Raw genomic sequence first — 26,203 nt, forward strand, 5'->3', positions numbered from 1 at the left:
ATCAATCATCCGTGCAGGTCAATCCGGGTTTGCCAACGAGGTGCCAACATGTGTTGCGCTTGCCGGATCAGCTCGTTCGTGCAGGTCGGGACTCGTTTCCGCCGCTCTTCCAGCGAAGGCGGTGCCATCGTGGTGCCAACGCATAACGTGCTGGTCAGGCCGGGTTTGCGTACATATCCCACGCTCCCCGGTATGACCTTATAGGGGAAATGTCTATCGGCCCCCGAAAACTGCCCCTCACGGACGGGGCCGCCGTTCTCGCAGGTCATCCCACGTTCGCCAACGGAGTGCCACCATTTTCAGTTCGCGCGAGATTTGCATGTTTCAGCAGGTCGGAGCGCGCTTTCGTCGCTCTGCGCACGAGGTCAGTGCCACCGTGGTGCCAACGTAAAAAGCGCAGGTCAGGCCGGGTTCGCGTACATATCCCACGTTCCCCGGTATGACCTTATAAGGGAAATGTCTATCGGTTCCGGACCGGGGAGTGCCACGGCGCCGGATCTGTGAACTATCGACCTGCCGGGCTCGTCCCGCGAGGGGGCCGCCGCGCCCACTGCGTAGTGGCACGGGAACGGCGTCGAAAGGGATCTCGGTGAGCACTGCTGGCTTCGTCCACCTCCACACCCACTCGGAGTACTCCGACTTCGACGGCCTGTCCTCCGTGACCCGCCTCGTGGACGCCGCAGCCGCCGACGGACAGACCGCCCTGGCGATCACCGACCACGGCCGACTCGCCTCCCTCTGGGCACTGCGCACCGCCTGCACGAAGTCCGGCAAGGTCGCGCCGATCCCGGGGATCGAGGCGTACATCGTCGTTTCAGGCACCCGGCATGATCCGGGCACGATCCAGGTTGCCGCGGACTCCGACGACCTCGACTCAGGCGGCTCCTCAGCCTCGAGCACTCGGGCGGCGACGAAGACGAAGCGCTACGAGCACCTGACGATCCTCGCCTCCACCCGGGCCGGCCTGCAGTACCTGATCGAGATGTCCAACCGCTCCCAGGTGTCCAGGTCCGGCAAGTACCCGCTGATCGACTACGAGCTCCTCGCTGAGCACGCCGACGGTCTGATTGTGCTGACCGGATGCGTCGGCGGCCCCATCGCCGGACCCCTCTCTCGCATCACCGGCGCCGACCCCGCAGCCGACGCGGCAGAAGCTGACCGCGCCCAGGCGAACCTCGACCAGCTCATCGGCGCGGTCGGTCACGAGAACGTGTACGTCGAGCTCGCCGATCATGGTCAGGCAGCCCAGGAGCGAGCTCTCACCGGCCTGTACGAGATCGCGGCCCGTAATGATCTGCCGGTGGTGGTCACCAACGACTCGCACTACGTCGCAGAAGACGAGCAACCGGTCCACGAGGCCCACATTGCGCTCGGTCAGTCGGGCCGCACCATCAATGATCCTGACCGGTACCGGTTCAGCGGCTCCGGCCAGTTCTTCCGTACCGAGGGACAGATGCGCGCCCTGCGACCGGATGATGAGATCTGGCAGCGGGGCTGCGACGAGACCGTGCGCATCGCCGCCCGGATCGAGGCAGACATCTTCCCCGAGACGCGACTGCGGGTGCCGAGCTTCCCGATCCCGGCCTGGTTCACCACCGGACTCGAAAACGGCGCGTACAAGCGCTACTCGGTCCCGTCCTCGGCCGCCGACGGCACAGACCCCGTCACCTTCAGCTACTTCATGCACCGTGTCCACGCCGGCGCCAAGCAACGCTGGGGCGAAGACCTGCCCGCCGAGGTCTCTGCTCGGCTGAAGTTCGAGCTGTCGGTGATCTGTCGCCTCGGCGTCATGGACTACTTCCTGCTGGTCGAAGACCTCATCGCCTGGGCTCGCTCCGACTGGACCGCCGCCGACTGGGTGACACGCCACGACCAGGACATCGAGGACCCTGGGCGGGCACGGAAGGATCCGATCCACGTCGGCCCCGGCCGCGGATCAGCACCCGGCTCCGCCGTCTCGTACAGCCTGCAGATCGTAGGTATCGATCCGATCGAGGGTGGGCTGCTGTTCGAGCGGTTCCTGGACCTCGAGCGCACCGAGATGCCCGACATCGATGTCGACTTCGAGAAGGAACGCCGCGGTGAGGTGATCGAATACCTCTCCGTCCGCTACGGCCACGACAACGTGTGCCGCCTCGGCATGCACGGCACCAACAAGGCCAAGCGCGCCATCGACTCCGCCGGCCGCTACCTCGAGATCCCCGTCAGCACCGTCGCCGACGTCAAGAAGCAGCTCCCCACCGACTGCGCGGATCTCGCGATGCTCCTGCGCGAAAACCCGCCGGACACCACCGGAATGAGTGCGAAGGACGCCGCCGCACTGGGGGACCGCTACGAGACTGGCCAGACCCTCCGCGACCACCTCGCGTCGCAGGACGGCGATGACCTCCCGAACCCGGGTTCCAGGCGCCGGGCCCGCTACGGCGTGGCGACGATGATGGAGTACGCCGCCGTTCTTGAAGGAGTCGTCGTCAGCCCCGGCACGCATCCCTGCGGGGTCGTCGTCTCCGACGAGAACCTCACCCCACTGGTCCCGATGCGCCTGGCCGAGGGCGAGTGGATCACGGAATGGGACGGCGCCGACATCGCCGACTTCGGTTTGCTGAAGATGGATGTCCTCGGGCTGCGGAACCTCGACATCGTCAAGGCCACCGAACAAAACGTCCTTGCCACCCACGGTGAGATCGACTTCGACCTGCTCGAGCTGCGCACCGACGGTCCGCGCGCCCAGGCCGCCTGGGAACTGCTCGGCCGCGGCGACTCCACCGGCGTGTTCCAGCTCGAATCCGCCGGGATGCGTGACCTGCTGACCACCGCGCGCCCGCGCACGCTCGATGACCTCGCGGCGCTGATCGCCGCCTACCGGCCCGGCCCGATGAGCGCCGGCATGCACACCGAATGGGCAGAGCGCACCGGCGGCAAGGCACCCGTCTCCTACGACTCCCTGTCCACTGATCCCGCGGAGCAGGAGGTGATCGCTTCCGTGCTGGGCCAGTCCCAGGGCGTGATCCTGTTCCAGGAGCAGATGATGCGGCTCGGCAAGATCGTTGGGAAGTTCGACGCGGTACGGGCGAACAACCTGCGTCGCGCGATCTCGAAGAAGAAGCAGGACCTGATCGACTCGCTGAAGCCCGACTTCATCGCCGGAGCTCAGCGAGCGGGCGTCGCCGAGGACGGAGTGACCCCAGTCCCAGCGTTCTCGGCAGAGACCGCGGAGAGACTGTGGGTCGCGTTCGAGGGCTCGGGTCGATTCTCGTTCAATAAGTCGCACACCCTGGCTTATGGGGCGCTTGCGTTCCAGACTGCGTACTTGAAGGCGAACTGGCCGGCGGAGTTCGGGGCTGCCGTGCTGCGGTTCACGGGCTCCGGCAAGGACAAGGCCCACCTCAGGGTCGCGACGATCCGGTCCCTGCGCGCCGAGGGCGTCACAGTCCAGGCACCCGACATCAACACCTCCGACGAGCACACCATCGCCCGCGACGGCGCAGTCTGGCTCGGCCTGGGCGAGATCAAGGGCGTCGGAGCGATCGCAGCCGAGATCGTCGCCGAACGTGACCGGGGAGGGAAGTTCGCCTCGATGGCCGATGTCGCCACCCGCGTGATCGTGCCCGCCGCCGACGACGGGAAGAAGAAGTCCGTCACCAGCGCCCAGTTGGCTGCTCTTGCCCAGGCCGGAGCGTTCGATCACGTCGGCGACGGATACCGCCTCGGGCACGTGATCGCTTCCCGCGCTGTCGCGAAGGACGCCGATATCCGTGTTCCGCAGATGGAGTACTCGGTGCTGGAGAAAGCGTCTCGGCAGCGGGCCAGCATCCTCGCGATCACTGGCACCCATCCCACGAAGGCCCTCGCTCGTCAGATCGCAGGCCTCTACCAGGCAGGTGCAGGCGATGATGCGGCGCCGAAGCCACCCGTGGGGCTTCACCGGTTGCCGGGCTCGGACGGTGCCAGGGTCCACACCGGTGGGGTTGTCTCCGCGTTCACGGAGCGGCTCACCCGCAAGGGCACGTGGATGGTGACGATGGAGCTGGAGAACGCCCACACCTCGATCCAGACCGTCGGGTTCGCCGACGTCCACGCCGCCCTGAAAGAGATGGGGATGCCGGAGGTCGGGGACTTGGTCGAGATCCGCGGCGCGGTCCGCATCCGAGAGGTCGAGCGCGAGATCACTGACGAAGTGACGGGTGAGTCCAGCACCGAGACCACGCTCGAGCACTCGATCGTGCTGTGCCAGGTGGAGTTCATGGCCGTGTATGACCCCGATCGCGATGCCGAAGGGGACCCGGTGCTGGCCGTCGGGCGGACGCTCGCCGACAGGAACCCACGGCACCAGGCCACCTTGAGCTCAGCGCCCGAGTCCTCGAACGATGTCGAGGAGGACACCGCCCCGGGCGTGGAACTCGGACCGGGCGCCGAGGTCGCCGCCCCGCCGGTCGAACCCGTACCAGGGGAGAGGTCGACGGACGTCACGGAGCCGGCGCCAGATCCGGAGACGTCCGAGCCTGATGCCGCCGACGAGGACCTTGGAATCCAGGACATCGTCAGCACGTTCGAGTGGCGGCAGCTGCAGGAGGCCCTGACTGAGGTCAGTGGGGAGGGGTTCGAGCTTGCGATGCCCCGAGCTGGTCGAGGCATGGGAACTCATCTGCGGCTCGAGACGGGGACCGGCCCTGTGCGGGTCCCTGCGACCGCGCAGCGGCGGCTGACGGAGCTCCTCGCCGCGGGCAGACTCCCGGCCCTCGTGTCGACGCCGGCACTCTGCTGCGTCGTGATCGACAGCCGGGACTGGCGCGGCCAACTGCGGGCGATGTCCGATGCGATCAACTCCGGAGCGATCGACCCGGCAACGGTCTCGGTCGACGGACTCGGACCGTATGTCGCCGCACGCTCCAACTGACGCACGCCAGTTCCGGCACGTCCTGTGAGGTGTTGGCTTCGCCCACTGGTGCGGTGTGCGGGATCGTCCCGCCGCGGCCCCAAAGGGGTTGCAGCCATGTGGCAGAGCATCAGCGATGTCACGCATACCAAAGAGGAGAGTTCACATGGCTCTGGACAACATCGTCACGGTCGTCGGTCAGCTCACGGCCGACCCCGAGCTGCGCCACACCAAGAAGAACATCCCGGTCGCCTCGTTCTCCGTCGCGCACAACGACCGGACCTTCGACAAGGAGACCGAGGAATGGGTGGACGGCGAGCCGACGTTCGTGCGGGCTTCCTACTGGCGTGAGTCCGGTGAGAACTTCGCTGAGTCGCACGAGAAGGGCGACCGCGTGATCCTCGTCGGCAAGCTCAAGCAGAACGACTTCACCGACAAGGAAGGCAACGAGCGCTCCACCCTCGAGCTGAACGTCGAGGAGGCCGGCCCCTCGAACAAGTTCGCCACGACCACGGCCACCCGCCGCAAGGGCAACGGCAACCGGACCGCCTCGAAGCCAAAGGCGAAGGCCAGCGCCTCCGTCAAGGCCGACGCCGGCGACGGCGGCTCGGACGACGACTTCGACTTCTGACCCGACCCGGTCATTGCGGGCCGTCGACGCATCCCACTACGGGTGAGTCGGCGGCCCGCCCTACATTCAGCGAGGAGTGCCCTACGAGATGACCAGCGCATCGATGCTCCACGGTGCACTGCACGTGCTCGAGACAGTTCTTGGCGTGATCGTCCAGCACCCGTGGTTGCTGGCGCCCGTGGCCGTCGCACTAATCGCCTGCGCGGTGCTGGCATCCCCGGCCGGTAGAACCTGCACCTCACGAGACCCCCGCCGCGGCTTCACGGTCGCTGAGCGTCGGGCGGCATTCGAGCGCGCCGGGCACCGGTGTGAGCACAAGGCGATCCTGTGGCATCGCTGTACGAACACCCCCACCCAGGGTGACCACATCTTCCCGTGGTCACGCGGAGGCCGCACCGCCATGAGCAATCAGCAGGCCCTGTGCCCCTTCCACAACGGTCGAAAGTCCGGATCGGTGCCGACGCGGCTGTACATCTTGCGGCTGCTGCGGCGGCGTCGCCGGTACTTCCCTGATGGGGAGTCACCGCGGATCGAGTGGAGAGCCGGAGCTGCGTCGTGATCGCGGGTCGCGACGTGCCCTCGGGCAGGCGATAGTGCCGGCGGGGATCTGAATGAACTGGCTGTCGATGTCACCAGGTGTTTGTACAGTGCGTTCATACACACGGTGACGCGGCGATGCGCACCGACCACCCAGGAGGTCAGAATGATGGAAGCGCGTCAGAAGCCCTATCGAGCCACGCTGCACTGGGATCCCACGCGGGAAGGTGCGTGGACTGGGTTCGGTGTGGATCTCAATCCCGCCTGTGGGCAGAGCGAGTTCATTACCGTGACCAGTGTGGAGCTAGCGGTTGACTGCATGAAGTGTCGGAGCGCAATGGAGAATCAGAAGTCGTGATCCCAGACCACGCTGACATGTCCACCCCTGGGATGCTGACTCTTCTTCGTAAGCGCGAAGGCTGGGCCGATGCCGTTGTGAAGCTCAAGGGCCTCGCAGACGAGAAGGGCGACGAGGCGCGAGCTGCCGCCCGGACCTACGCAAACGTCTACAAGGGACGACGCGGGGCGATGGTGTTCGATGTCGTGGCGTCGCGCCAGCGCAAGTACGCGACAAGGGTTCGTCCTAGCGTCGCCCAGTGGGAAGGCGCCGTCTCAGCACCCACCCTCAGCGTGCTGGCCTCGACGCGGCTTGACCCGAAAGACTACGGTCTGAGGGAAGACGAGCCAGCGACGATGCAAACGGTCGCAGCGAATCTGCTGGACTTCGCCGACGAGTCGGGCCTCTCCGATGACGAAGCGTGCCGCCGCTGGGCAGAAGGTGTCGATGGACTTCAGCACGCACATGCGCTCGACCCGGTGGTCGGATCCGTCTCTGGAATCGGACCGGCACTGTTCGCGTACATGCGGATGCGATGCGGTGCGAATGCGCTGAAGCCTGATGTGCGGGTGGCCAAATCACTCAACGGGCTTGGCTTCACAACGCCGGGAGACTCGCACTCGGTCCTTACAATCGCCCAAGGTGCCGCTGCCGAGATCGACGTCGATCTTCTGACCCTCGACCAGCTGTTGTGGGAGTGGAAGGGATGATTGGCTGGCAACACCTGGCGCCGGGCAGTCCTGGATTTCCGATTTCCACATCCTGACGGCTACTCCTCGTTGTTGCTGCTCTCCGTCGGTGCTGTCTCACCGACGCTGAGGACGATGAATTTGCCGCTGTTCTCTCTCGTGATCGTGGTGGTCAGTGCCCAGGAGCCGTTGTACGTGGGGTCGTAGGGGTCGACCCAGGTGCCGGTGTAGGTGATGGTGATCGGGCCGCCGGGCTCGGTGCTGTAGGCCTGGGAGAGGATCTCGGTGGTCATGGCGTAGCGGCCGCTGCGGGATATCGGGGGGTTCACGTCGGTCGGCTTGACCATCAACTCGTCCAGGCGTGCCTGCCGCTGCTCGGTGCTCTCGTTGCGGTCGACCGTGAGGACCTGGGCGATGACGCCAGTGCGGGTCCGGGTGATCAGTTCGCTGCGCTGCTCGGCGCTGAGCGGTGCGGGCTTGCCTACGGCTGAACCTGGTGCATTCTCGTGGTCGAGCATGTTCGGGGCCCAATCGAAGGATTGGACCTGAAAGGACAGGTCGTTCTCGGCCGAGCTTCCACCTTCACCGGGCTCTGCGGGGCGGGCCACGACGATCGAGTAGACGGGCACCCTTTCGCCTCGGTACGTGCCGGAGACGGTGAATGCGTACTGCTCGTAGTCCTCGTCTACGGCTTGGTCGGCGCGCTCGAGGGTCAGGTCGGTGACCTGGTCCAGCAGTGCTGCGTCGACTCCTTCGAGGGAGGCGAGGAACGTCGGATCTCCGAGGGACCGGACATTGCCTGGGTACGTGGTCATGAACTTGCGCGCTACCCGTTCTGCGTCTGTGCGATCATCCGCCGGCTCCGAGGCGTTCTGCGCCTCTGGCGCGGCAGGTTCGGCGGTCTCCACGGGGGCGTCCGCTCCTCCGTCAGACGGCAGCACAGCGACACCAGTGGTTGGGTCTAGCGAAGGCTCATCGGTTTCGCGATCGGGGGTTGGGAGAATCCAGATCACTGCTGCGAGGACGATCAGCACGACCGCCCCGTACGTGAGCCCTCGGACCACCTTCCTCTCCATGCGGGTCATCCTTCGTGGACGTCGATGTTGCGGCCGCGGTCGAGGCCGGAGGGGATGAACTCGATGTGCCAGAACTCCTCGTCGTGGATGTACATGCCGTGCTTCAGCCCGAGCTCGCGGACCTTCTGCCACCGCTGCAGATCGGCGCCCGTGCCCGGGTAGGAGCAGGCGAGTTCGGGGGTCTGGGTGGTTCCGCAGTTGTGGCGCGAGTAGGGGGCGGGGAAGCCGCCGATGTCGAAGGCCATCCCGAACTCGTGGTTCGACCATCCGGGACGGGCAGCTCCGCCGGGGGAGTTCGCGTACAGCGACTGCTGCTTGGCGTGGGACCGGTAGGAGGACGTGATCGTCAGATCGAGGCCCTGTGCTTCGGCTTCGGTCCAGAACTTCACGAACTCGGGGGCGATCGTCGCGTTCATGACGATCGGGCGGCCATTGAGGTCGGTGACGCCCTCGAGCGCGCAGAGCCGGATCGGCTTGCCCTGGCCCTGGTAGTAGGCGGTGGTGGTGCCGTTGTCTGTCGTGCCCGCTGGGCAGGAGAGCGAGGCCGATGGCTGGATCAGCGCGGCGATGTTCACGCAGCCGGACGTCCCGCTGGGGCAGGGAGTGACGGACCCGGTCTTAGTTCCGGGAGCGATTGACGTGCCTGTGCAGTCGCCGCCCGTGTCGTTGGCGGGCGGGGCTGGTGCGTCGGTGCTCGGGGTGTTCTCGATGCCTCCGGCGTCGGGGGTCGCGGTGCCGGTGTACTGGTCGTAGAACGCTTGGGCGTTGGCGATGCGTTCGTCGATCGCCATGACTCCCGATCGTTCGTATTTCGCTTCGAACGATCGGGTGGCCTCTTCGACGGTGGTGGTCGAGGCGAGATGGTCGCCGGCGGCCTTCTCCACACCCTCGAGCTCTCCGATGATGTACCGCATCTGGAACAGCACCATTTGGTCGACGTCGTCGTCGGACATGACCGGGGGCAACTGCTGCATGGTGGGTGCGGCGATGTAGTACTCGGTGCCGAGCTCGTCGATCACGGCGTCGCGGATCTCGGCGTGGCGGCTGCCAGTCCACTGCACAAGTCCCCAGCCGGAACCGATCGACGGGGTGCTCGCTTCGCCTTGGGCGATGAACGGGTTGAAGCTGCTCTCGCGTTCGATGTTCCCCATGACCCCGGCGGTCTGCTCTTCGCTGTACCCGGCGCCGCGGAGGTAGTTCCACACCTTCTCCTCGATGTCCCCACCGGCCACGTCACCCGGGATCGCTCCACCGTTATTGCCCGTGTCGTTGCAGGTGTCGGACTGCATGGCTGCTTGGCTGACGGAGGGTAGGACGGCGCTGACGATCGCGGCAGTGACCCCGGAGATGAGCACGGTCTGCAGCACCAAGGTGACGACGACGAGCGCTGCGATGCCGGCGAAGAGGTAGCGGAAGGCCTTGGTCTGGAAGATGGTGGTGACGGCCGATCCGGCGAGTCCCGCGACGGGCGCTCCGGCTCCGGTGCCTGCGATGGCTGCGGTGGTGAGTGCTCCGGCTCCGGAGGCAGCGACGTCTTGGGCACCGCCGATCATGTCGCCACTACGGGCCTTCTGCGCTCCCCGCAGGGCGCTGACGGCAACGTCGGACCCGGTCGCCTTCTTCACCCCCGCCTCGACGCCACGCTGAGCGAGCGCCTTGCCCGCCGAGGTGGCTGTCGCGGCCGCACCGCCGTCGGTGCCGGATCCGAGGTCACCGCTTCCCGGTGCGTCCAGCGAGGTGTCTTCGGGCAGGGGAGTGTCCCCGGTGTTGGGACCGTGGGTGTCGGCGTGATCCGCCATGGGTGACCTCCTCGGCTGCGCCAGTGGGCGGGAGGTCGAGGCTGGCGAGGTCAGAGTCCGCCGCGGACCATCGGAGGGGCCTCGAAGGTGAAGTCGAAGCCGTCGTCCTCATCGAGCGACTCTTTGGTCTCCGGTGCTGGTGGCGCAGCGGGGGAGTCGGCCGGGGCCGGCGCGACCTCTGGCAAGTCTTCGGCTGAGGTATCGGTGACGGGGGTGGCGGTATCACTTAGCTCAGCGCCCACGTCGACGGCGAGCTCGGTGATCAGCTCCCGGTAGGTGGCGCCGACCTCCGACTCGGCATCCAGACCTTCGACGTCGACGACGATCTCCGTGACCGGCTCCTGCTCGATGACGGACTGCAAGGTCTCCAGGAGCTCGAAGTGGCTGTTCGACTCGAGCTCGGACAGAGCCACGCTCCGCTCAGCAGAGGATGCCTCGCCTTCGGGATCGTGAGTGGTGTCTCCGAGCAGGGAGCCGAGGTCGAAGCTGATGTTCAGGTCGAGCTCCTCCACCGCCGGCGCTTCCTGCTCCGTGATGGTCTCCTCGACCACGTCGACGAAGTCCTCCAGCGGTTCGACCGCGAACCGCGGATCCGACGGGTCCAGCAGGTGCTCCGGGCCGGGCTGCGGGATGTCGTTCTCGTCCAGCTTCGCGTGGAGGGTGGTGTTCTCCTCGTACCAGACCTGCATGAGGCGTGGATGCGGGGCAGTCAGCGGCTCGAACAGGCCACGCCCGACCCGGGGTGCGGCGATGGTGTCGGCCTCCATGGGGTTCCGGAATGCGCTCATCCGCTCACCCTGGGTCATGTTCCCCAGGCCCATGCGAGCGAGGTTCGTCTTTATGTCCGATCCACCCGGCATGGTTTCGAGGATTTTGGAGTTCAGCTTCTGGGTGCCGAGCAGCAGGTGGATCCCGACGGAGCGTGCTTCCCGGCCGAGTTTGCCGATGATGTTCCCGATGATCGCTCGAGCGTTGTTCTCGGCTTCGGCCTCGAGCCGGGCATGGTCAGCGGCCGGGTCATCGGATCTGGGAGGCAATGAGGACTTGCCGATCAGGGACGTGAATTCGTCGACCACCACGATCAGATGCGGCGGGCGGGCGTCGTCGGGCAGCTTGTCGATGTTCACCACGCCGTACTTGCCGTTGATGGCCTTGCGGCGCTCGAGCTCACCGTAGAGGGCCTTCATGGTCGAGGCGGCCTGGTAGGCGTCTGCGGCGAACGGGGCGATCGCCCAGTCCTTGGCGAACAGGAAGTCGTACCCTCCCTTGGTCGGGTCGATGATGACGGGGAGGTAGCCGCAGCGGATCAGGTCGAACAGCATGGTGCTGATCGCCGCCGACTTCCCCGATCCGGTGCCACCGACCACCAGGAGATGGGGGTTCTCGATCGGGTCGTAGATGGTTGGTTCTCCGAGTGCACTTACCCCGAAGGCCGCGGGGGTGTCGCCGAGCCGGTCGAAGGGGATGCCGACGCGTTCCGGCAGTGGATCGTGTTCGGCCATGAACAGTTGGATCCCGGAGGCGCCGTGGCGGCGCACGTCCAGGAACTCCACGTTCAGGTTCGAGCGCAGCTTCTCCCGGTTTCCCTTGACCTTGGCGATATCCACGCCGGCGGGCAGGTCGAAGTCCAGTACCTCCACTTGGTCGTTCGAGGCGAGGGTCTCGAGCTTCGTCAGGGTCGGGACCGCGCCGGAGAGGTTCGCGATGTTCGAGTCGACGAACGCCTGGTCGAAGTCGACCCTCCGCACCTCGACCTCGGCGCCGCGACACAGTTTCGCCCCGGGCCCCGGGTCCCCGATGTACAGGGTGACTTCGCCGTCGCGCGGACTGGACAGGCGCATCCAGGGGCAGGCGAGTTGAGAACGGATCGCGTCGGCCTTCTTCCGCACGTCGACGAGCGTCGTCCCGCCGTGCAGGCGGAGCGTGATCTTCCAGGCGTGCTTCGAGCTCGCCGGGAGCGTGAGTGGCTCGGCCTCGACGAGTTCCGGCTTGGGCAGCTTTACGGCCGCGGTCCGGAAGGCGCTGTTGATCAGGTGCGCGAGGATCCATGCGGAGGCGCTGGTGGCGACGGGGGTCGCGCGCTCGGGTGATGCGACGTCTTGTGGGGTGGTCGGTACAGGATCGGTGGTCCAGCGGACCAGGAACAGGTGCGGGTGGCGGGAGCCTTGGCCTTCCTTCTCGCTGGGCCAGCCGACGATCGAGACCATCTGCGCGCCGGTGATCGAGGTGCGCATCCCCTTCTCGAAGTCTTTGCCGCGGGGGTCGATGTATGTCTCGCCCGCGTCCAGGCCGGTCTTGGTGGCGAACAACTGCTCGTACAGCACGAGACCGTCGCGGGAAAACCGCTGTGTCAGCTCAGCGTCTCGGGTGATCTCGAACCGGGTCGTCGGCGGCTGCGCACCCTGGGGAAGCGTCTGCTCCCACCGCTTCTCCCACTCGATCTCCACCTGCACGTTCTGGACCTGCTCCACGGTCAGTCCCGAGTCCTCCGCGTACTCCGCACCGTCGGAGAGGGGGTCGCCGACGAGAATGTAGCCGCTTCGCCGATCGACCACGACATCGACATCGATCGGTTCGCCCTCGATGACGGTGGAGCAGGCGGCGGCGATCGTGCCGTACTCGGACTGGATTGTGTGCCACGGGGGAGTGGGAATGCCCGGCATCGCCCAGGTCGTCTTCCAAATCGCGAGCGGAGAATCCTCCGGAGTCACCGGCGCCGGTCCCGGCACGCCACGTAGCCAGCGCCACGCTGACGCGGCGCGGGAAGTCGTCGGAAGCTCGACAGGCTCGGCCAGAGACTGCTCCAAACGCGCGACCTCGTCGGGGTCCTCGTCTCCGAGCTTCTCGATCTGCTCGCGGATGCGACGGTCTCGCTTCACGGTGAGCTCTGCCAGGCGAGAATCGATCTTCGTGGGCAGGTCCGCGACCTGCACTGCCTCCAGAAGCGCCATCCGGTTCACGCCGATCCCGTCCAGTGCTCGGGCCAGGGCTGATTCCAGGGCGAGGTCGCGCGAGAACCCATCGAGGTCCGGGTCCAGCAGGTTCGGGAAGGACCCTTCCGGCCACTGGATGATTCGCACGCGCAGCTGGTGCGCGGTACCGGGAATCTGCTGCCCGGAGGCATCGAGGTTCGGGCTGGAGAGCACATCGATCTGCGTGGACGGATCCCCGTAGAACGCTGAGATCGCGTCTGCCCGCTCCTGCAGTCCTGTGGCCATGAGCTTCGGCGGCGCGTCCATCACGTCGACGATGGCTCCGCACGGTGCGACGGTCCGGTCCACGAGCCGCGGGCGGCCTTCCTTCTCGGTGAACAGTTCGGCGAATCGCGGAGCCCACTCCTCCGTAGCTGCCTGGAGGCGTCGCCACTGCTCCAGACATACCCGCAAGATCGGCCCGCAGAGGAGTGCGATGACGACGAGCACCGCCGCGCCGACCATCCCGACAGCCCGCCACGTCGATGACTCCTGCCCCGCCATCGAAAGCCCGGTAGCGGCAGCCCACGCACCGAGCACAGCGGCCAAAGGTGCAGCGAGTATGAGTGGACGCGCCCGTGAGTTCCACAGCTGCCGGAGCACCGCGGGACCAATGGAGACGACCGGCTGTTCCCGGAGCCTTCGTCGGCGGGCCAGCAGAGAGACGATCACGTGATGTGTCAGCAGCCCCGAACTCACCGCGACCCACCACGGCAATGCCACGACGGGCGTTTCCATACCGAGGAGAGCTCCGAGGCGCTCGAGCAGCGCCGTGGGGAGCTGACCGGACAGCGGCAGTGACGCTACGAGGGTTCCGGTCGCGGCCGAGGCGATGAACGAGAGGCGAGGCGGGATCCCGGGCCACAACGACTCCAAGCCCCACACGCTCCCGAACAGCAAAGATGTGCGCGTATCCAGCCACGCCCGATGCCGGCGGACCAAATGCTCCTCCCGCGGATTGGCTGGCGTCTCCTTCGGCCCCGTCAGCATCGGCGCAGGGTTCAGCCACGCTACGGCCAGCACCCCGGTAAACAGCACCCACCCCACGGGCAGCCCGAACAGCAGCGCAGCACCGGCGAGCAGCAGAGTCAGCACCATCAGGGGGATGGTGAGGTTCAAGGCTGGCTTGTCGTACTTCTGCGCCATGGATTCTCCTCAGCTGGTGCGGAGCAGGGGATACAGGGCCGCGACGAGATCCGGATCGGTCGGCTCATCAGGTACCAGGGCACGGACGCGCCGGGGGAGGGCACTGGCCCGGATCGCATCTGCACCAGGGACGTGCAGGAACGTCACGCTCATGGCCCCGGGGCGGGAGGTCTCGATCGACACCAGCGGCCGGCGGACCAGGGCGCGGGGGATGTGGGCGCTGATGCGCTGCTGGATCATCGCCATCGTGCGACGGTCGGCGTGCTCCACCTTCGACAGCCATCGGTACGACGTGTCCTCGAGCGTCCAGTAGAAGCCGGGCCGCCACCGCTTCGAGTCGACTATCAGCACGACGGTGCCGCCGGTGACGATGTGGTCGATGTTCGCGGAGATGCCTCGGGCGGGAACATCAAGGTCATGCCACACATCTCGCCGGGACTCCACCGCGATCCGGTCCAGCGCCCGCCCAGTGCTTTCCTCACCTGCGCGACCGACCTTCGCAGCATTCGTGCCGAGTTCCTCGACAGTCCCGCCCGCGATCCCGAACACGGATCCGCTCACGAGAACACCCCGACCAGCAGAGACAGGACGAAGATCGCCACCAGCACGAACAACCCGACCTTTACCGCGCCACCACTTAGGGAGTTCGCGAGGTCGTCGGAGTCCTTCTCGTACCGCGGTCCACGTCCCAGTTCCATGTCGCCCACCTTCGCCAGAGAGATCCGTTGATTCGGCCAGTGGGCGGGAACGCGACCTCACGGGACCCGCAGATTCTGGTGCGGGCGTGCAGTGAGACATTGGAAGCCGACTTCGTTGCTGCAGGGCGCGTGGTCGAGGGTGACGTTCTCTCGGCCGACGATGTGCGAGCCGGACTCATGGAGGCTGCCGTGTCCGATCCGCACGTCGCCGCCGATGGCGCTGCTGTCCTGGAGCACCATCTGTGCAGTGCCTCTGTCACTGACGGACACCCCCTGGCCACAACGGCACGCTTACCCCGAGCAACATCGCTACCGAGGCTCGTGACTGGACCGGCGACAGGCTTCTCGGCCGGTGCCACTCGAGCTCCGGTACGCATAGGGGTCGCACGCAAGGGAGGCCCGGGCTACGGTGAGGCGCATGACGAGCGCACACACCGACCACGCTCTCGCGAGGGCGGGCCGTCCTGTGAGTACTGATGGACCCAGGCGACCGGCCCTGCTGATCTTTGACGTCAACGAGACGCTTTCGGACATGTCGTCGATGGGCCAGTGGTTCGAGGAGGTCGGCGCACCGGCTCACCTGGCGAAGACCTGGTTCGCGGGACTTCTCCGTGATGGCTTCGCCTTGACCACTGTCGGTGTCAGTGAGCCCTTCGCCCGCATCGCGGCGGAGGCACTGCGCGCCAACCTCCATGGGCTCCCGCTGAACCGCGACACCGAGGACGCGGTCGAACACATCATGGCCGGGTTCACCGGTCTGCCAGTGCATGCAGACGTCCCAAAGGGTACTGAGGCCTTGAGCGGGCTAGGGATCCGGTTGGTGACGCTGAGCAACGGGTCTGCATCCGTCGCCGAGTCGCTGCTCGACCGGGCCGGAATCCGCGGCCACTTCGAGGCCCTCCTGTCCGTCGAACAGGCGGGCATCTGGAAACCCGGGGCAGGCGCGTACGCCTACGCTCTCGAGCAGTGCGGCGTCGACCCGATGGACGCCATGCTGGTCGCCGTGCATCCCTGGGACATCGACGGCGCGGCGCGCGCGGGTCTCGGCGCCGCCTGGATCAACCGGGACGACGGCGTCTACCCTGCGTACTTCAAGTTCCCCGATTTGCGGGCACGGTCTCTGATCCAACTGGCCGAGCAGCTCACGTGAGATGCGTACTGCCGAGCGTCCACGGCCGGTGAAATAGCTGAACCGAAGCGGCTCCAACTCCGCAATCTCGGGGTCGGAGCGCAGGAGCGACCGGGAGGTCAAGGCCGGTCTGCACGAAGTGATTCGTGTTTTCAGTCTTCGGGGTTCGGTTCCGGCGCCGCGCGCGGGTGGTCGATCGTGACGTGCTCACCGTCTCCGATGCGCGAGTCAGGAAGGACCATGAAGTCGGGGGAGACGCGGACGTTGTCGCCGATGGTGCAGCGGTAGCCGACCAACGCGTCCTCGCCGAGCTCGACGTCGCGGCCGAGCGTGGACGCGTGACCAACAGAGGACCAGTCCTTCATCACGGTCCTATGCCCGATGGTGGAGCGTCCGGTGACGTGGGCGTGCCGACCGATGTACACGTCGGGCCCGATCTCGGTGTCAGAGCCGATGTTCGCTCCCGCAGAGATCTTCGTGCGCTCTCCGATCCGCGCCCGTGTGGAAATGGAGGCGCTCGGTCCGATGCGGACGCCTTCGCCGATGTGGGAGCCGCCGCCGACCTTCGCGCTCGCACCGACCTGAACGCCGGCGTCGAGTCGTGCTCCGGCGCCGGCGAAGGAGTGGTGGCCCATCTTCACACCCTCGCCGATCGTCACGTCCTCCTGGATCCGCACCATGTTCCGGATCGTCGCCGACGAGCTGATCATTGCGGAGCTGTCGATCCTGGCCGAGCGGTCGATGCTCCCGCCCGAGTCGGAGTGCTCGACCTGGACGTCCGCATCGCTCCGGGTGACTGACCCGAACTCACCCCCGTTGCCCTGCTCGCCCGTGTTCTTCTTCCGCCTGTTTTCCATGGCGCCCAGCCCTTCATCTCGATTGTGACGCGGTCATGCCGTGAAGTGGGCGGATCCACCCGGACGCCGTTTCCACGATGTCCGCCTCTGTCGATACTCTGCGTGAATGGTCTACTCACCCGCTGCTGCCGATGCCGTCTCCCCTGGGGGACGAGATCTAGTCGAGGCGCGCAAGATCGTCTTGCAGTTGCTGTCGGGGCTTCCGTCGAGCTCAAACGGTGACATTTACAAGGCCGTCTTGGACGCGCATGGGTTGACCAGCGAGAGCGCGCGGGAGCCGCTCAAGGTAGATACACCTCATGGCCGCCAGGTAGAGGACGTTGACCCCTCACACCCGGCAGTTTGGTCACGGCGCCTTAGATTCGCGACCGACCACGTGCTTCACGAGCTGTACACCAATGGCGTTATCTCCCCGGCGTCCGGCGATAGCTACAGGGCGAGCGGCGACTCGATCCCTGTCCGCGGTAACTCCTGGAACGGAAGCGTCCAGTACGAGCATCACCACACGCCTCCTCCTCCATACGGCAGGTGGAAGATGGCCGGAGTCCCGTCGCTCCGTGCCGAACTGGCGAGGGAGGATCTGCCCGAGAGGTACCTAGAGCTGTTGGGCGTTCGTGGCTCACAAGTGCTTCGAGAAGGCATCGGTGCGTTCCAGCGAGGACTGTTCATCGCAGCGGTCGATTTGCTCGGTGCAGCTAGCGAAGCCGCCTGGTTCGGGCTCGGCGCCCACCTCACCGACGACGTAAAGCTGCAGCGTCTGGTGGCTGCGGGCGACAACGCTGCCGAAGTCATTGACCGTTCGGCCGAGGGCGTGGCGCGTCGAAGCGCGTGGAATAAGCGAGGGCTCAAAGACTTGCGATCGCAAGCGGCGCATCTCCGTGACTTGCGGAACTACGGTCTACATCCAACGGGAGCAACTGACGACGATCTTGAACCCGCTTTCACGGAGGCTGGCTGCGCTGTACTCTACATGGCCGCTCCCCGATACTTTCGCCAGCTAGATCAGATCAGGCGAGGCCTGCAGGACGAAGAGCCTGAGGAGGCCTGAGCCGCCTGCTTCCCTGGAAGTGGACGGATGAACTCGCCTATTAGGTGCGCGGTTCGAGACCGGATCCGGGCGAGCCGGACTCAAAGCGTTGGCTATCGAATTCTGGAGCGCGGCCATCCCGAGCGGACGGTCCCAGCCGAACCAGACCCCGCCACTTCCGCCCTGCGACCTGCTGCGTAAATCCGGGGCCGGTCATGCGGTCGGGTACCGACGGGTCTATGAGCGTATCGATACCGTAGGCGCCGACCTGCGCTAGTAAGTACTCGTCGGTGCGTTGCACCGTGCCGGGGCGCAGCCAATGCGGGGTGCCAGCTAGCAGCCGGGCGTTCCTCGGGATCATCTCGCCAGCATCCGTCGAGCCTTCGCGATACGGAAGGTCCTGCTCGTTCAGCAGCCGCACGGGTCGCCAGCCGTCTTCACCACCGTTGGTGCCGCGGGCGAGAAACGAGGCGGTCAGTCCGTCGAAGGCGTCGGAGACCTGGTGCGGGCCGGGGAACCAGTCGGTCCACGAGACGACGCCGAGCCGTGTGGAGGTCCGATTCAGTGCCGTGCCGGGGTAGTCGCGGACGGCTTCGCGGATCGCGGCTTGGATTTCGGCGTGGGCGGTGTTCTTCGCGGAGGCGCTGGTTGCCTGCGACGGCGTGGACACGTCCACCACGAGGACGACGAGGGGGAGTTCGTAGGTGGGGTGGCGTTGGAGGATCTGCGCCCACTTGGCCATCTTCCGCCGGAATGCGTGACCGACCGATGCCGTGGTCTCGAGCGCGATCACCAGGCCGTCGCGGCGCACGATCCCGGCGTCCGCCCGGCGGCCCAGATCCGCCAGCTGCGCCTGGAGCCCCGAGGCGGCGAGCATGGACTGCAGCGAGATCTGCTTCTCGCCGAGCACGGTGGCGACGTCGCAGAATTCGGCGACGCGCAGTGCGAGCTCGGTGGTGAGGACGTTGTGGCGGTCGAAGCGGTGCTCGCTGTTCCAGTCCTGGCCGCCGGTGATGGCGATGTGCTCGGCGAAGGTGAGGGACTTGCGGTACTGGGCGTAGGCGTCGATCTGGTCGCCGACGGTCCACATGCTCATCCGCTGGGCGCCGGGGGCGAGGCGGTTCATGCCGGCCGAGACGTAGCCGTGGGCGAGCAGGCCCGCACTGAAGGGTGTAGATAGCGCGGCGGGGTAGGTGTTCCCCATGACTCGTGATCCGGCGATGCAGGCGAGCTGCTCGCGGGTGACGGTGCGCCAGGAGGAGACGGCGCCGAGCGCGGCGAGGATAGAGGGGCGGTGACGGTTGGTGCGCATCTCCTTCAGAGCCTCGTCCTGGCTGGTGACGTAGCACGGCGGGATGCCCGACCAGCGCATCTGGGATGCGGGGGCACGGCGGTGCTGGGATGCACTGACCCAGCCGTCGGAGCTGCCGGTCGCGAACATCCCCTCCCAGTACGGGTCCACACGTTCCGCGGCACGGAACGGGACCGACGCGATGGGACTGGGCAGGTCTGCGAGGTGCCGAGAGTTCATCGGGACCGGTCCTCCGTCTCGGCCGGGTAGACGACATCGCGGAACGAGTCACGGTCGTCCTCGAAAGGGTGGACCTTCGCAGTGAACACGTTCTGGCGCTGCTGCTCGAGCACGGTGCGCACAAGGGTCATGTACCGCGGCAGATCCATCACTTCTTTGGGGTGGACGACCTCGAAGCCCTCGCTCGCGCCGCCGGTGAAGTCCTTCGCGATCTGGGTGGCGACGTCCGAATTCTCCTGGGCGTAGGAGATGACCGTCGACAGGGAGAACATGGTGCGTCGGACCGCGTCGGGTAGCTGGTCGGGTTCCTGGGTGGCGTAGATCGGGATGACGCCGAAGGAGCGGCCCTGCATGCGGGTCCACTCGATGACCTCGGGGGAGTTCGTCGCGACCCGGGCGAGCTCGTCGCAGATGATCGCGACGTACCGGCCTTGCTCTTCCCAGCCGGCGCACACGTCCTGGATTGCTTCCTTCAGCGAGTACAGGAGCATGCCGCTGAGCGCGTTGCCGACGGCGGCTGGGAGGCGGAGGTTGTCGCGGCTGGCACCAGTGCGAGTGGAGGTCGCACCGGAGTTGATCACCACGCGTAGGTGGCGGCGCAGGATCTCTTCGATGGTGGTGACGCGGCCCTCTGGTCGCCACCAGTGCGGGGCGAGCATCAGCACCTCGAGTTTCGATGAAGGTGCCTTCTGCAGCGCGGCGCGACCGGCTGGCTTCACCGCCGCGCTATAGAGCTCGGAGAGTCCTCCGACCGCGATTTCGAGCGACTCCTTCTCGCCCTCCGCACGGCCTGCTTTCACGTCCGCGAGTCGGCGACGGATCGTCTCGGCCAGATGCACACCGAACTCTTCGCCGAACCCGCCGAGCAAGGCGTGCGCGATCGACATCGGAGTCGCGACGGGTGGTGGGGTCGGCGCCTCCGGATGCGTCCCGATCGCTTCGTCCAGAACGTCGGTCGGGATGCCGAGGGCGGTGGTGAACACTCCGCGGAGTGTCTTCGCTGAGGCGGCGCCGATGGAATCTGGGCCCCAGTGGTAGATCATCTTCTCGACGAACTTCGCGGCGCTGTCGAGGATGCCGTCGCCGCCGGAGAACATGTCGATGCGGGCACCGTCCGGGTCGGCCAGGTCGAACACGTGGACCTTGCGGCTGCCGAGGCTCGTTGCCCATGCCTGGTACTCGGCAGCGTCTTTCCCAGACTTCGATTCGAACGCGACGATCGCGCCCTGGTCGCCGAGCATCGACGTCGACTGCTCCGGTGACGTGGCATCGTCGCGGGGGAGTGGCTGCTGGTCCATCAGCAAGAACGCGAACAACGACCGCAGCAGATAGGACTTGCCGGAACGCGGCTTGCCGAACACCGCGATCCCGGCCCACAGGTCCAGGGCGGACAGGCGCACCATCCGGCCAATCGCGTCCAGGCCGATCACGGGCCCGATGCGGCGCAGCAGAGACGCCGGCGCCCCGCGGTCACCGGTCTCGGACGTGCCCGACGCTGCACCAGATGCTGGAGCGAGGGCGCCGACGGGGAGGATTGCTCCGAGCTTGAACGCTCCACGGTTCAGCGGATAGTCGCCCGGGTCAACGGAACGCTTGGACGATCCGCTCTGGAAGTCCTGCGCTGACTCGGCCCGACCTTGATCGTTGCCCTGCATCGGTGGCCGGGTGCGCAGCGCCCAGCGCCTGGGCGGCAACGGGAATCGCCCAGTGCGGAACCGCTTCTCGTACCAGCGTCCCCACAGCACGTAGCCGGCCATCGCGAGCAGAGGCAACATCGCGGGGGCGAACAGCGTGGTGGTGATAATCGAGGTGACTGGGCCGGGCACGAGCGTCGCGATGCTCGGTGCGGCAAGCTGCATGCCGATGCCAGCGGTCACGATCGCGAGCGTGACAGTGATCAGCTGCGCGAGTACCCAAGGGCGGGGGAAGCGGACCGTGCGGGTCTCGAGGTCGAAGCCGTGCATGTCACCAGAGACCTGACGCAGCAGAGAGTCGACACTCGACCGGGACGTGGACGCTGCGGCGACGTGCGCGATCACGCCGTTCGGCTCGAGCGAATGATGGGTGCCGCCGACGATGCGGCCCTTGATCCACCGATCCCACAACCGGTCCTCATGCAGCAGCAGTCCGCGGTGCGGGGCCCGCATCGTGATCGCCACCCACGACCCGACCGGCATGTCCGCAAGCGACGCCGCCATCGAGAACGGATCCCGACCACTCTGCGTCGTCGAAGACCGAGTCCCACCAGGACGGAAGAACAGATGACCGACCTCGCGGGCAGTATGGAGATTCGGCAGGGCGTCGGCGTAGGAGAGACGGCCGGTGACCGCGTGCGCAGCGGATAGAGCAGCCTTGTTCATGCTGTCGGTGTCCGGAGAGATGAGGTAGTTCTCCAGCCCGTCGTCGGTCATGATCGCGAGGAACGTAGCCGCGGTGCGGGGGCTGAGCGACGAGGCGAACGAGCGCATCCGGGTGGCGACGAGCTCGGGACTGTTTTGCCCACCGGATGCTCGGGCCACCCGGCGGATCACGACGGAAGTACTCATGCCCCCTCATATGCGAAGGAGCACCGGATTCTCACCCAGACCAGCGCGTCTCATGAGGTGGCCGTCGAATCTCAAGTTTTGGACTCCACCTGACCTTGAAGAATCAACCGCGCCGCCCAGGACGAGTCCCCGCCCTGTACGCGCTGTGTCCACGATGCGGCTTCGCCGCGAGGGATCGTGGTGCGTCCAGTCGTATGACCTCGTCCGTGTATCGACCCCTGTGTTCCTTCGGCTTCGCCTTCCGGGGTGGTCGATTCAGCGTTCCTTGTGAGTTCATCCGATCCGGCGGGGACGACTCGCGCTCCGCACTTCGTCACGCTGCGCGACTGCTCGTACTTCGTACTTCGCATCGGGCTGCGCCCGGCAGCTCGCGCTGCGCGCTTCGCAACGGACTGCGTCCAGCAATCGCCCCGAGAGCAGGCATCTTGCCCATTACGCAACGATCACTGCGTTACGCGCAACAAGTCGAGTCGCGAAGACCCAGTCCATGCCGTCCTGCACCGCCCATGCCGCACATCGCGTCTCGCGCAACATCACAAGCGCGTAGCGCATGCACCGCGCAGCGGGAATCCGACCACACCGTGAGCGCATCCGAGGATCCCGGATCCCCTCCGACGGGATGGATGCTCTGTGAAGTGGGCGGGGACGCGAAGCGTTGCGAAGTGCGAAGCACGAGCAGACGCACCGACACCGCGACGAGCTCGAGACGCAGTCCGTTGCGAAGTACGAAGTACGAGCAGACGCAGCGCCACGGCCAGCCCGACGCACGCAGTGCGGAACGCATGGCCCAGAGGATCCACAGAGCACGAGGAGATCACGGGGCAAGAGCGTGCATGATCAGCGCTGCGCGCAGCGCCGGGCTGACGCGATGAGAGCGTAGCGAGGGCCGCATCCCGTAGACGTAATAGTTGCGCACCGCGGACCCCGACCAGACGGCGTACAGGATGCGTACCGAGGTGCAGCGACCAGTGGGCGCGACGGCTGCGACACGCGCGCGCAGCGCACCGACACCGCAACGATGCCGCACAACGAGCACCACCGAGGGGCGAAGCTCCGACAGGGAGCGAACCGACCGGACCGGACAGCGAGCACCAAGGACGGACGAGCGCCAGCGAGGACAACCGCCGGAGCGAGCAGGCAGGGGAGGGAAGGCTGAGCGACCTCTTCCTATGGCGCTCAGTTCCGTTCGGGTCCTCGGCTCGTTCAATCCGAAGCGTCTACCGGCCCACCCCTCGGGCTGTCGCCCAGGCCCCACATCAACACCGCCTCCAGGCACGCCGCGCGCACCAGCTTGAGATGGGGCAGGTGCCCGGGACTACGAGCCTCACTCATTGGGGAATAGTGCATAGGCGCACGGTGCCGCCCCGATGCCCGGGGCACTCTGATGCGACGTTTCTCCGAGGGTCGGTCAGGGGGCTGCCCAACGTGCAGGGCCGTGATCGCGAACGCGTCGCCGGCAAGCGCGTCATGGTGACGGGCGCTGGCCACTCGGCCGCCTGCTGGACCTCGCAGGACTGGACGATGCCACCCCGATCATCTGGGCCGTCCGCACCGCAGACTTCACTCGCGTCTACGGCGGCGGAGAGCAGGACGAACTCGCAGCACGCGGGGCACTCGGCACCCGACTGCGCACGCTGGTCGACACCGGACGCATCGAAGTCCTCACCTCGTTCACCATCACCCACTTCACCGGCGAGGACGCGTTGACTGTTCACGCGGTGACCCCGGACGGGGAACGAGAAGCGAGTGTCGATGTGCTGGTGCCGGCCACCGGGTTTCGCCCAGAGCTCGCCATGCTCTCCGAGCTCCGCCTGAACCTGGACCCGGCCGTCGAGGCACCCGCAAAGCTGGGCCCGCTCATCGACCCCGAGTTCCACGCCTGTGGATCCGTCGAACCCCACCGGTGAGCTCGTCCTGGCCCACCCGGAGAAGAACTTCTACATCGTCGGCATGAAGAGCTACGGCCGTGCCCCCACCTTCCTCATGGACACCGGCTACGAGCAAGTCCGCTCCATCGCGGCAGCACTGGCCGGCGACCGCGAAGCAGGAGACGCCGTCCATTTGGAACTGCCCGAGACCGGCGTGTGCACCACCGACCTCGGCGGCAGCTGCAACGCCCCCGCGCCAGCCGGCGACGCCTGCTGTAGCAGCCCGCAACTGATCGAAGTTTCTACCGGGCGATGACTCACCAGCCGAACGGCGATTGTCGATCGTCCCGCTGAGAGCAGGTCCTTATCGTCCTTGGCCGTGTCAACCAGGTCCGAACCCGCCCGAGCCCGCCGTGGCTCCGCTGGATAGACGGCGCTGCTTTCGGGCTGTGCGTAGCAGTTGTCGGTAACGCCGAGTATGAGGGCACGTTGGGCGGGTTCCTTCCTGGATCGACCGATCACGCTTGCTGACCACGAAGTCGCAGCCAGGACAAGACGCTCGAGTGCTCGCCGGAGCCCATGACGTTCGGCGTGGCGGAACGGGGCCTCGATCGTCGGGGAAGCGGGTTCGGGCTCACCTGGCCGCCAGCGTCACACTGTTCAGTAGTTGGTATATAGTTCAGTGCATGCTGACTATTGCTTCCCGTCTCGACGTGATGAACCGGCTGGGTCGCGCGCTGGCCGACCCGACCCGGTCCCGGATCATCCTGACTCTGCTCGTGGGTCCCGCTTACCCGGCGGAGCTGGCCCGAGATCTGGATCTGACCCGGCCCAACGTGTCCAATCACCTCGCGTGCCTTCGGGATTGCGGGATCGTGGTCGCCGAGCCCGAGGGTCGTCGGACGCGTTATGAGATTGCCGATTCCCACCTGGCGCAGGCCCTGACGGCACTGGTCGATGCGACCCTCGCGGTGGACGAACACGCCCCCTGCATCGATTCTGCCTGCTCCGTTCCCGGATGCGATGCAGCAGGGGAGCGCGCATGATCCTCGCCTCGGTGCTGCAGGCGATGGGTCTGTTCGTAGCGACCAACATCGACGACATCATCGTGCTTTCCCTCTTCTTCGCCCGAGGTGCGGGCCAGCGCGGCACCACCGCCCGCATTCTGGTCGGGCAGTACCTCGGGTTCGTCGGCATCCTCGGTGCTGCTGTTCTGGTGACCATCGGCGCCGGAGCGTTCCTGCCGTCGGCCGCCATCCCGTACTTCGGACTCATCCCTCTGGGCCTCGGTCTCTGGGCCGCGTGGCAGGCATGGCGCGGAGGCGATGACGACGATGACGACGACGCCAAGGTTGCCGGCAAGAAGGTCGGCGCTTTGACGGTCGCAGGCGTCACCTTCGCCAACGGCGGTGACAACATCGGTGTCTACACCCCGGTCTTCCTGAGCGTGGAGCCTCTCGCGGTGGCCGCCTACTGCATCGTCTTCCTTGCACTCGTTGCAGTCTTGGTGGTGCTGGCCAGATTCGTCGCCACCCGTCCACCGATCGCCGAAGTCCTCGAACGCTGGGAGCACATCCTCTTCCCCATCGTTCTCATCGGTCTCGGCATCGTCATCCTCGTCAGCGGTGGAGCCTTCGGCCTCTGACTCAGCCCAAGCGAACACAGGTCCCGGGCTCGACAGATCAGTGTCGGATCTTGGACTCGGGACGCTTCGTCACGTCGGCGTCTTCTGAGCGTGGACAGGCTCTGCGTCCCGCCGAACTCCTGCCGTTCACTCGGGGAGGGCTTGCTCATGGTGAGCGCGTCTGAGTTCCAGGGCGCGCCGGTCGATGGCTAGCCTGGCCGGGGCTAGTGGAGTAGCTGGCGCAACGGTGAACGGGAGACTGGAAGCATGTTGATGATCGGTACGTATCCGAGGGCTTCCCGTGCGGTGAACAGAATGGCAGACGACGATGCCGGGACGGTCGTCTCGCCGGTTCGCGCAGCGGTTCCCGGGATTCGATGCGGGGCGACCTGGTGAGTGCGATGCGGACCAGGGCCCTGGTCGTTTGTGCGGCGGCGCCGTGGGCTGTTCTGTGGACGGTGATCGCGGCCGCCATGGCGGGAGCGCCGGTCTCGATGGAGCTCGTCGATGCGGGCCCGGTGGTGCGGTGGGGGTTGCCGATCGTCGACGCTATTGGTGATGTGGTCGGCGCCGTCACCATTGCGTGCCTCGTGTTGGCGCTCGTCGTGCTGCCCCGCCGTGTGGAGCCGTCCGCGCCGGAGGCTGATCAGGGTCATGCCGGCGTTTCTCGGTTCCATCCGGCGTACGAGCGGGCGCTCGACATCGGCATGGGCCTGGGAATGGTGTGGTCAACGCTGCTGGTCTTGCGGCTGGTCCTTGGCTACGCCCTGGCGGCGGGCCAGGCACCATTCTCTCCGCGCTTCGGTTCCGATCTCCTGATGGCCCACAAGCGGCGTGATCTCTGACAATAGCATCTTGCC

At 66.5% G+C, this 26,203-nt stretch carries 17 protein-coding genes and 1 pseudogene; 10 read left to right on the forward strand and 8 right to left on the reverse strand.

Annotated features, from left to right (window positions below):
* Window positions 1-589 precede the first annotated feature (589 nt).
* The 4 genes from dnaE to ACT3UL_RS03530 all read left to right on the forward strand — a co-directional run bounded on the left by dnaE (window position 590) and on the right by ACT3UL_RS03530 (window position 7,091).
* Window positions 590-4,897: a DNA polymerase III subunit alpha gene (gene dnaE, locus ACT3UL_RS03515; RefSeq protein WP_444576776.1), complete on the forward strand. Its 4,308-nt coding sequence runs from the start codon at window positions 590-592 to the stop codon at window positions 4,895-4,897.
* Window positions 4,898-5,042: 145 nt separating this feature from the next.
* Entirely contained in the window at window positions 5,043-5,507 is a 465-nt protein-coding gene (gene ssb / locus ACT3UL_RS03520; RefSeq protein ID WP_444576777.1) for a single-stranded DNA-binding protein, read from the forward strand.
* Between the two features lie 88 nt (window positions 5,508-5,595).
* Window positions 5,596-6,066, forward strand: a complete 471-nt coding sequence (locus tag ACT3UL_RS03525) for an HNH endonuclease (protein ID WP_444576779.1) — start codon at window positions 5,596-5,598, stop codon at window positions 6,064-6,066.
* Between the two features lie 353 nt (window positions 6,067-6,419).
* On the forward strand, window positions 6,420-7,091 hold the full coding sequence (locus ACT3UL_RS03530; protein WP_444576781.1) for a hypothetical protein: 672 nt from the start codon (window positions 6,420-6,422) through the stop codon (window positions 7,089-7,091).
* A 59-nt stretch (window positions 7,092-7,150) separates the two neighbouring features.
* On the opposite strand, the gene ACT3UL_RS03535 is transcribed toward ACT3UL_RS03530, so the two are convergent.
* The 5 genes from ACT3UL_RS03535 to ACT3UL_RS03555 form a co-directional block, all read right to left on the reverse strand.
* Window positions 7,151-7,885: a hypothetical protein gene (locus tag ACT3UL_RS03535; protein WP_444576782.1), complete on the reverse strand. Its 735-nt coding sequence runs from the start codon at window positions 7,883-7,885 to the stop codon at window positions 7,151-7,153.
* Between the two features lie 266 nt (window positions 7,886-8,151).
* Window positions 8,152-9,945: a phage tail tip lysozyme gene (locus ACT3UL_RS03540; RefSeq protein WP_444576783.1), complete on the reverse strand. Its 1,794-nt coding sequence runs from the start codon at window positions 9,943-9,945 to the stop codon at window positions 8,152-8,154.
* 50 nt (window positions 9,946-9,995) lie between these two features.
* The gene (locus ACT3UL_RS03545) at window positions 9,996-14,063 is read right to left on the reverse strand and encodes an FtsK/SpoIIIE domain-containing protein (protein ID WP_444576785.1); all 4,068 of its coding nucleotides are present in this window, start codon (window positions 14,061-14,063) and stop codon (window positions 9,996-9,998) included.
* A 9-nt stretch (window positions 14,064-14,072) separates the two neighbouring features.
* Window positions 14,073-14,624 (reverse strand): nuclease-related domain-containing protein, encoded by a 552-nt coding sequence (locus tag ACT3UL_RS03550; protein ID WP_444576787.1) that lies wholly within the window; start codon window positions 14,622-14,624, stop codon window positions 14,073-14,075.
* On the reverse strand, window positions 14,621-14,761 hold the full coding sequence (locus ACT3UL_RS03555; RefSeq protein ID WP_444576789.1) for a hypothetical protein: 141 nt from the start codon (window positions 14,759-14,761) through the stop codon (window positions 14,621-14,623). The genes ACT3UL_RS03550 and ACT3UL_RS03555 overlap by 4 nt, the downstream gene beginning before the upstream one ends.
* A gap of 418 nt (window positions 14,762-15,179) precedes the next feature.
* Here ACT3UL_RS03555 and ACT3UL_RS03560 point away from each other — a divergent pair, with 418 nt between their 5' ends.
* Complete coding sequence (locus tag ACT3UL_RS03560; protein WP_444576791.1) at window positions 15,180-15,911, forward strand: haloacid dehalogenase type II; 732 nt, start codon at window positions 15,180-15,182, stop codon at window positions 15,909-15,911.
* Between the two features lie 131 nt (window positions 15,912-16,042).
* Here ACT3UL_RS03560 and ACT3UL_RS03565 read toward each other — a convergent pair whose 3' ends face one another.
* Entirely contained in the window at window positions 16,043-16,747 is a 705-nt protein-coding gene (locus tag ACT3UL_RS03565; RefSeq protein ID WP_444576793.1) for a hypothetical protein, read from the reverse strand.
* A gap of 106 nt (window positions 16,748-16,853) precedes the next feature.
* On the opposite strand from ACT3UL_RS03565, the gene ACT3UL_RS03570 reads away from it, so the two are divergent.
* Entirely contained in the window at window positions 16,854-17,795 is a 942-nt protein-coding gene (locus ACT3UL_RS03570) for a hypothetical protein (protein ID WP_444576795.1), read from the forward strand.
* Window positions 17,796-17,835: 40 nt separating this feature from the next.
* Here ACT3UL_RS03570 and ACT3UL_RS03575 read toward each other — a convergent pair whose 3' ends face one another.
* Together ACT3UL_RS03575 and ACT3UL_RS03580 are read right to left on the reverse strand one after the other, a co-directional pair.
* Window positions 17,836-19,305 carry a hypothetical protein gene (locus ACT3UL_RS03575; RefSeq protein WP_444576797.1) on the reverse strand — a complete coding sequence of 490 codons (1,470 nt, stop codon included), beginning with the start codon at window positions 19,303-19,305 and terminating at the stop codon, window positions 17,836-17,838.
* Window positions 19,302-21,851: a hypothetical protein gene (locus ACT3UL_RS03580; RefSeq protein WP_444576799.1), complete on the reverse strand. Its 2,550-nt coding sequence runs from the start codon at window positions 21,849-21,851 to the stop codon at window positions 19,302-19,304. The genes ACT3UL_RS03575 and ACT3UL_RS03580 overlap by 4 nt, the downstream gene beginning before the upstream one ends.
* 1,416 nt (window positions 21,852-23,267) lie before the next feature.
* Here ACT3UL_RS03580 and ACT3UL_RS03585 point away from each other — a divergent pair.
* The 4 genes and pseudogenes from ACT3UL_RS03585 to ACT3UL_RS03600 form a co-directional block, all read left to right on the forward strand.
* Window positions 23,268-24,035, forward strand: a pseudogene (locus ACT3UL_RS03585) (flavoprotein); the annotation flags it as partial.
* A gap of 370 nt (window positions 24,036-24,405) precedes the next feature.
* On the forward strand, window positions 24,406-24,765 hold the full coding sequence (gene cmtR / locus ACT3UL_RS03590) for a Cd(II)/Pb(II)-sensing metalloregulatory transcriptional regulator CmtR (RefSeq protein ID WP_076806514.1): 360 nt from the start codon (window positions 24,406-24,408) through the stop codon (window positions 24,763-24,765).
* Window positions 24,762-25,364: a cadmium resistance transporter gene (locus tag ACT3UL_RS03595; protein WP_443401175.1), complete on the forward strand. Its 603-nt coding sequence runs from the start codon at window positions 24,762-24,764 to the stop codon at window positions 25,362-25,364. The genes cmtR and ACT3UL_RS03595 overlap by 4 nt, the downstream gene beginning before the upstream one ends.
* A 380-nt stretch (window positions 25,365-25,744) precedes the next feature.
* A complete protein-coding gene (locus ACT3UL_RS03600) occupies window positions 25,745-26,188 on the forward strand; it encodes a hypothetical protein (RefSeq protein ID WP_444576801.1) in 444 nt (147 codons plus the stop codon).
* Window positions 26,189-26,203 lie beyond the last annotated feature (15 nt).

The organism is Brachybacterium sp. 107, assembly GCF_052379725.1.
GTDB lineage: Bacteria > Actinomycetota > Actinomycetes > Actinomycetales > Dermabacteraceae > Brachybacterium.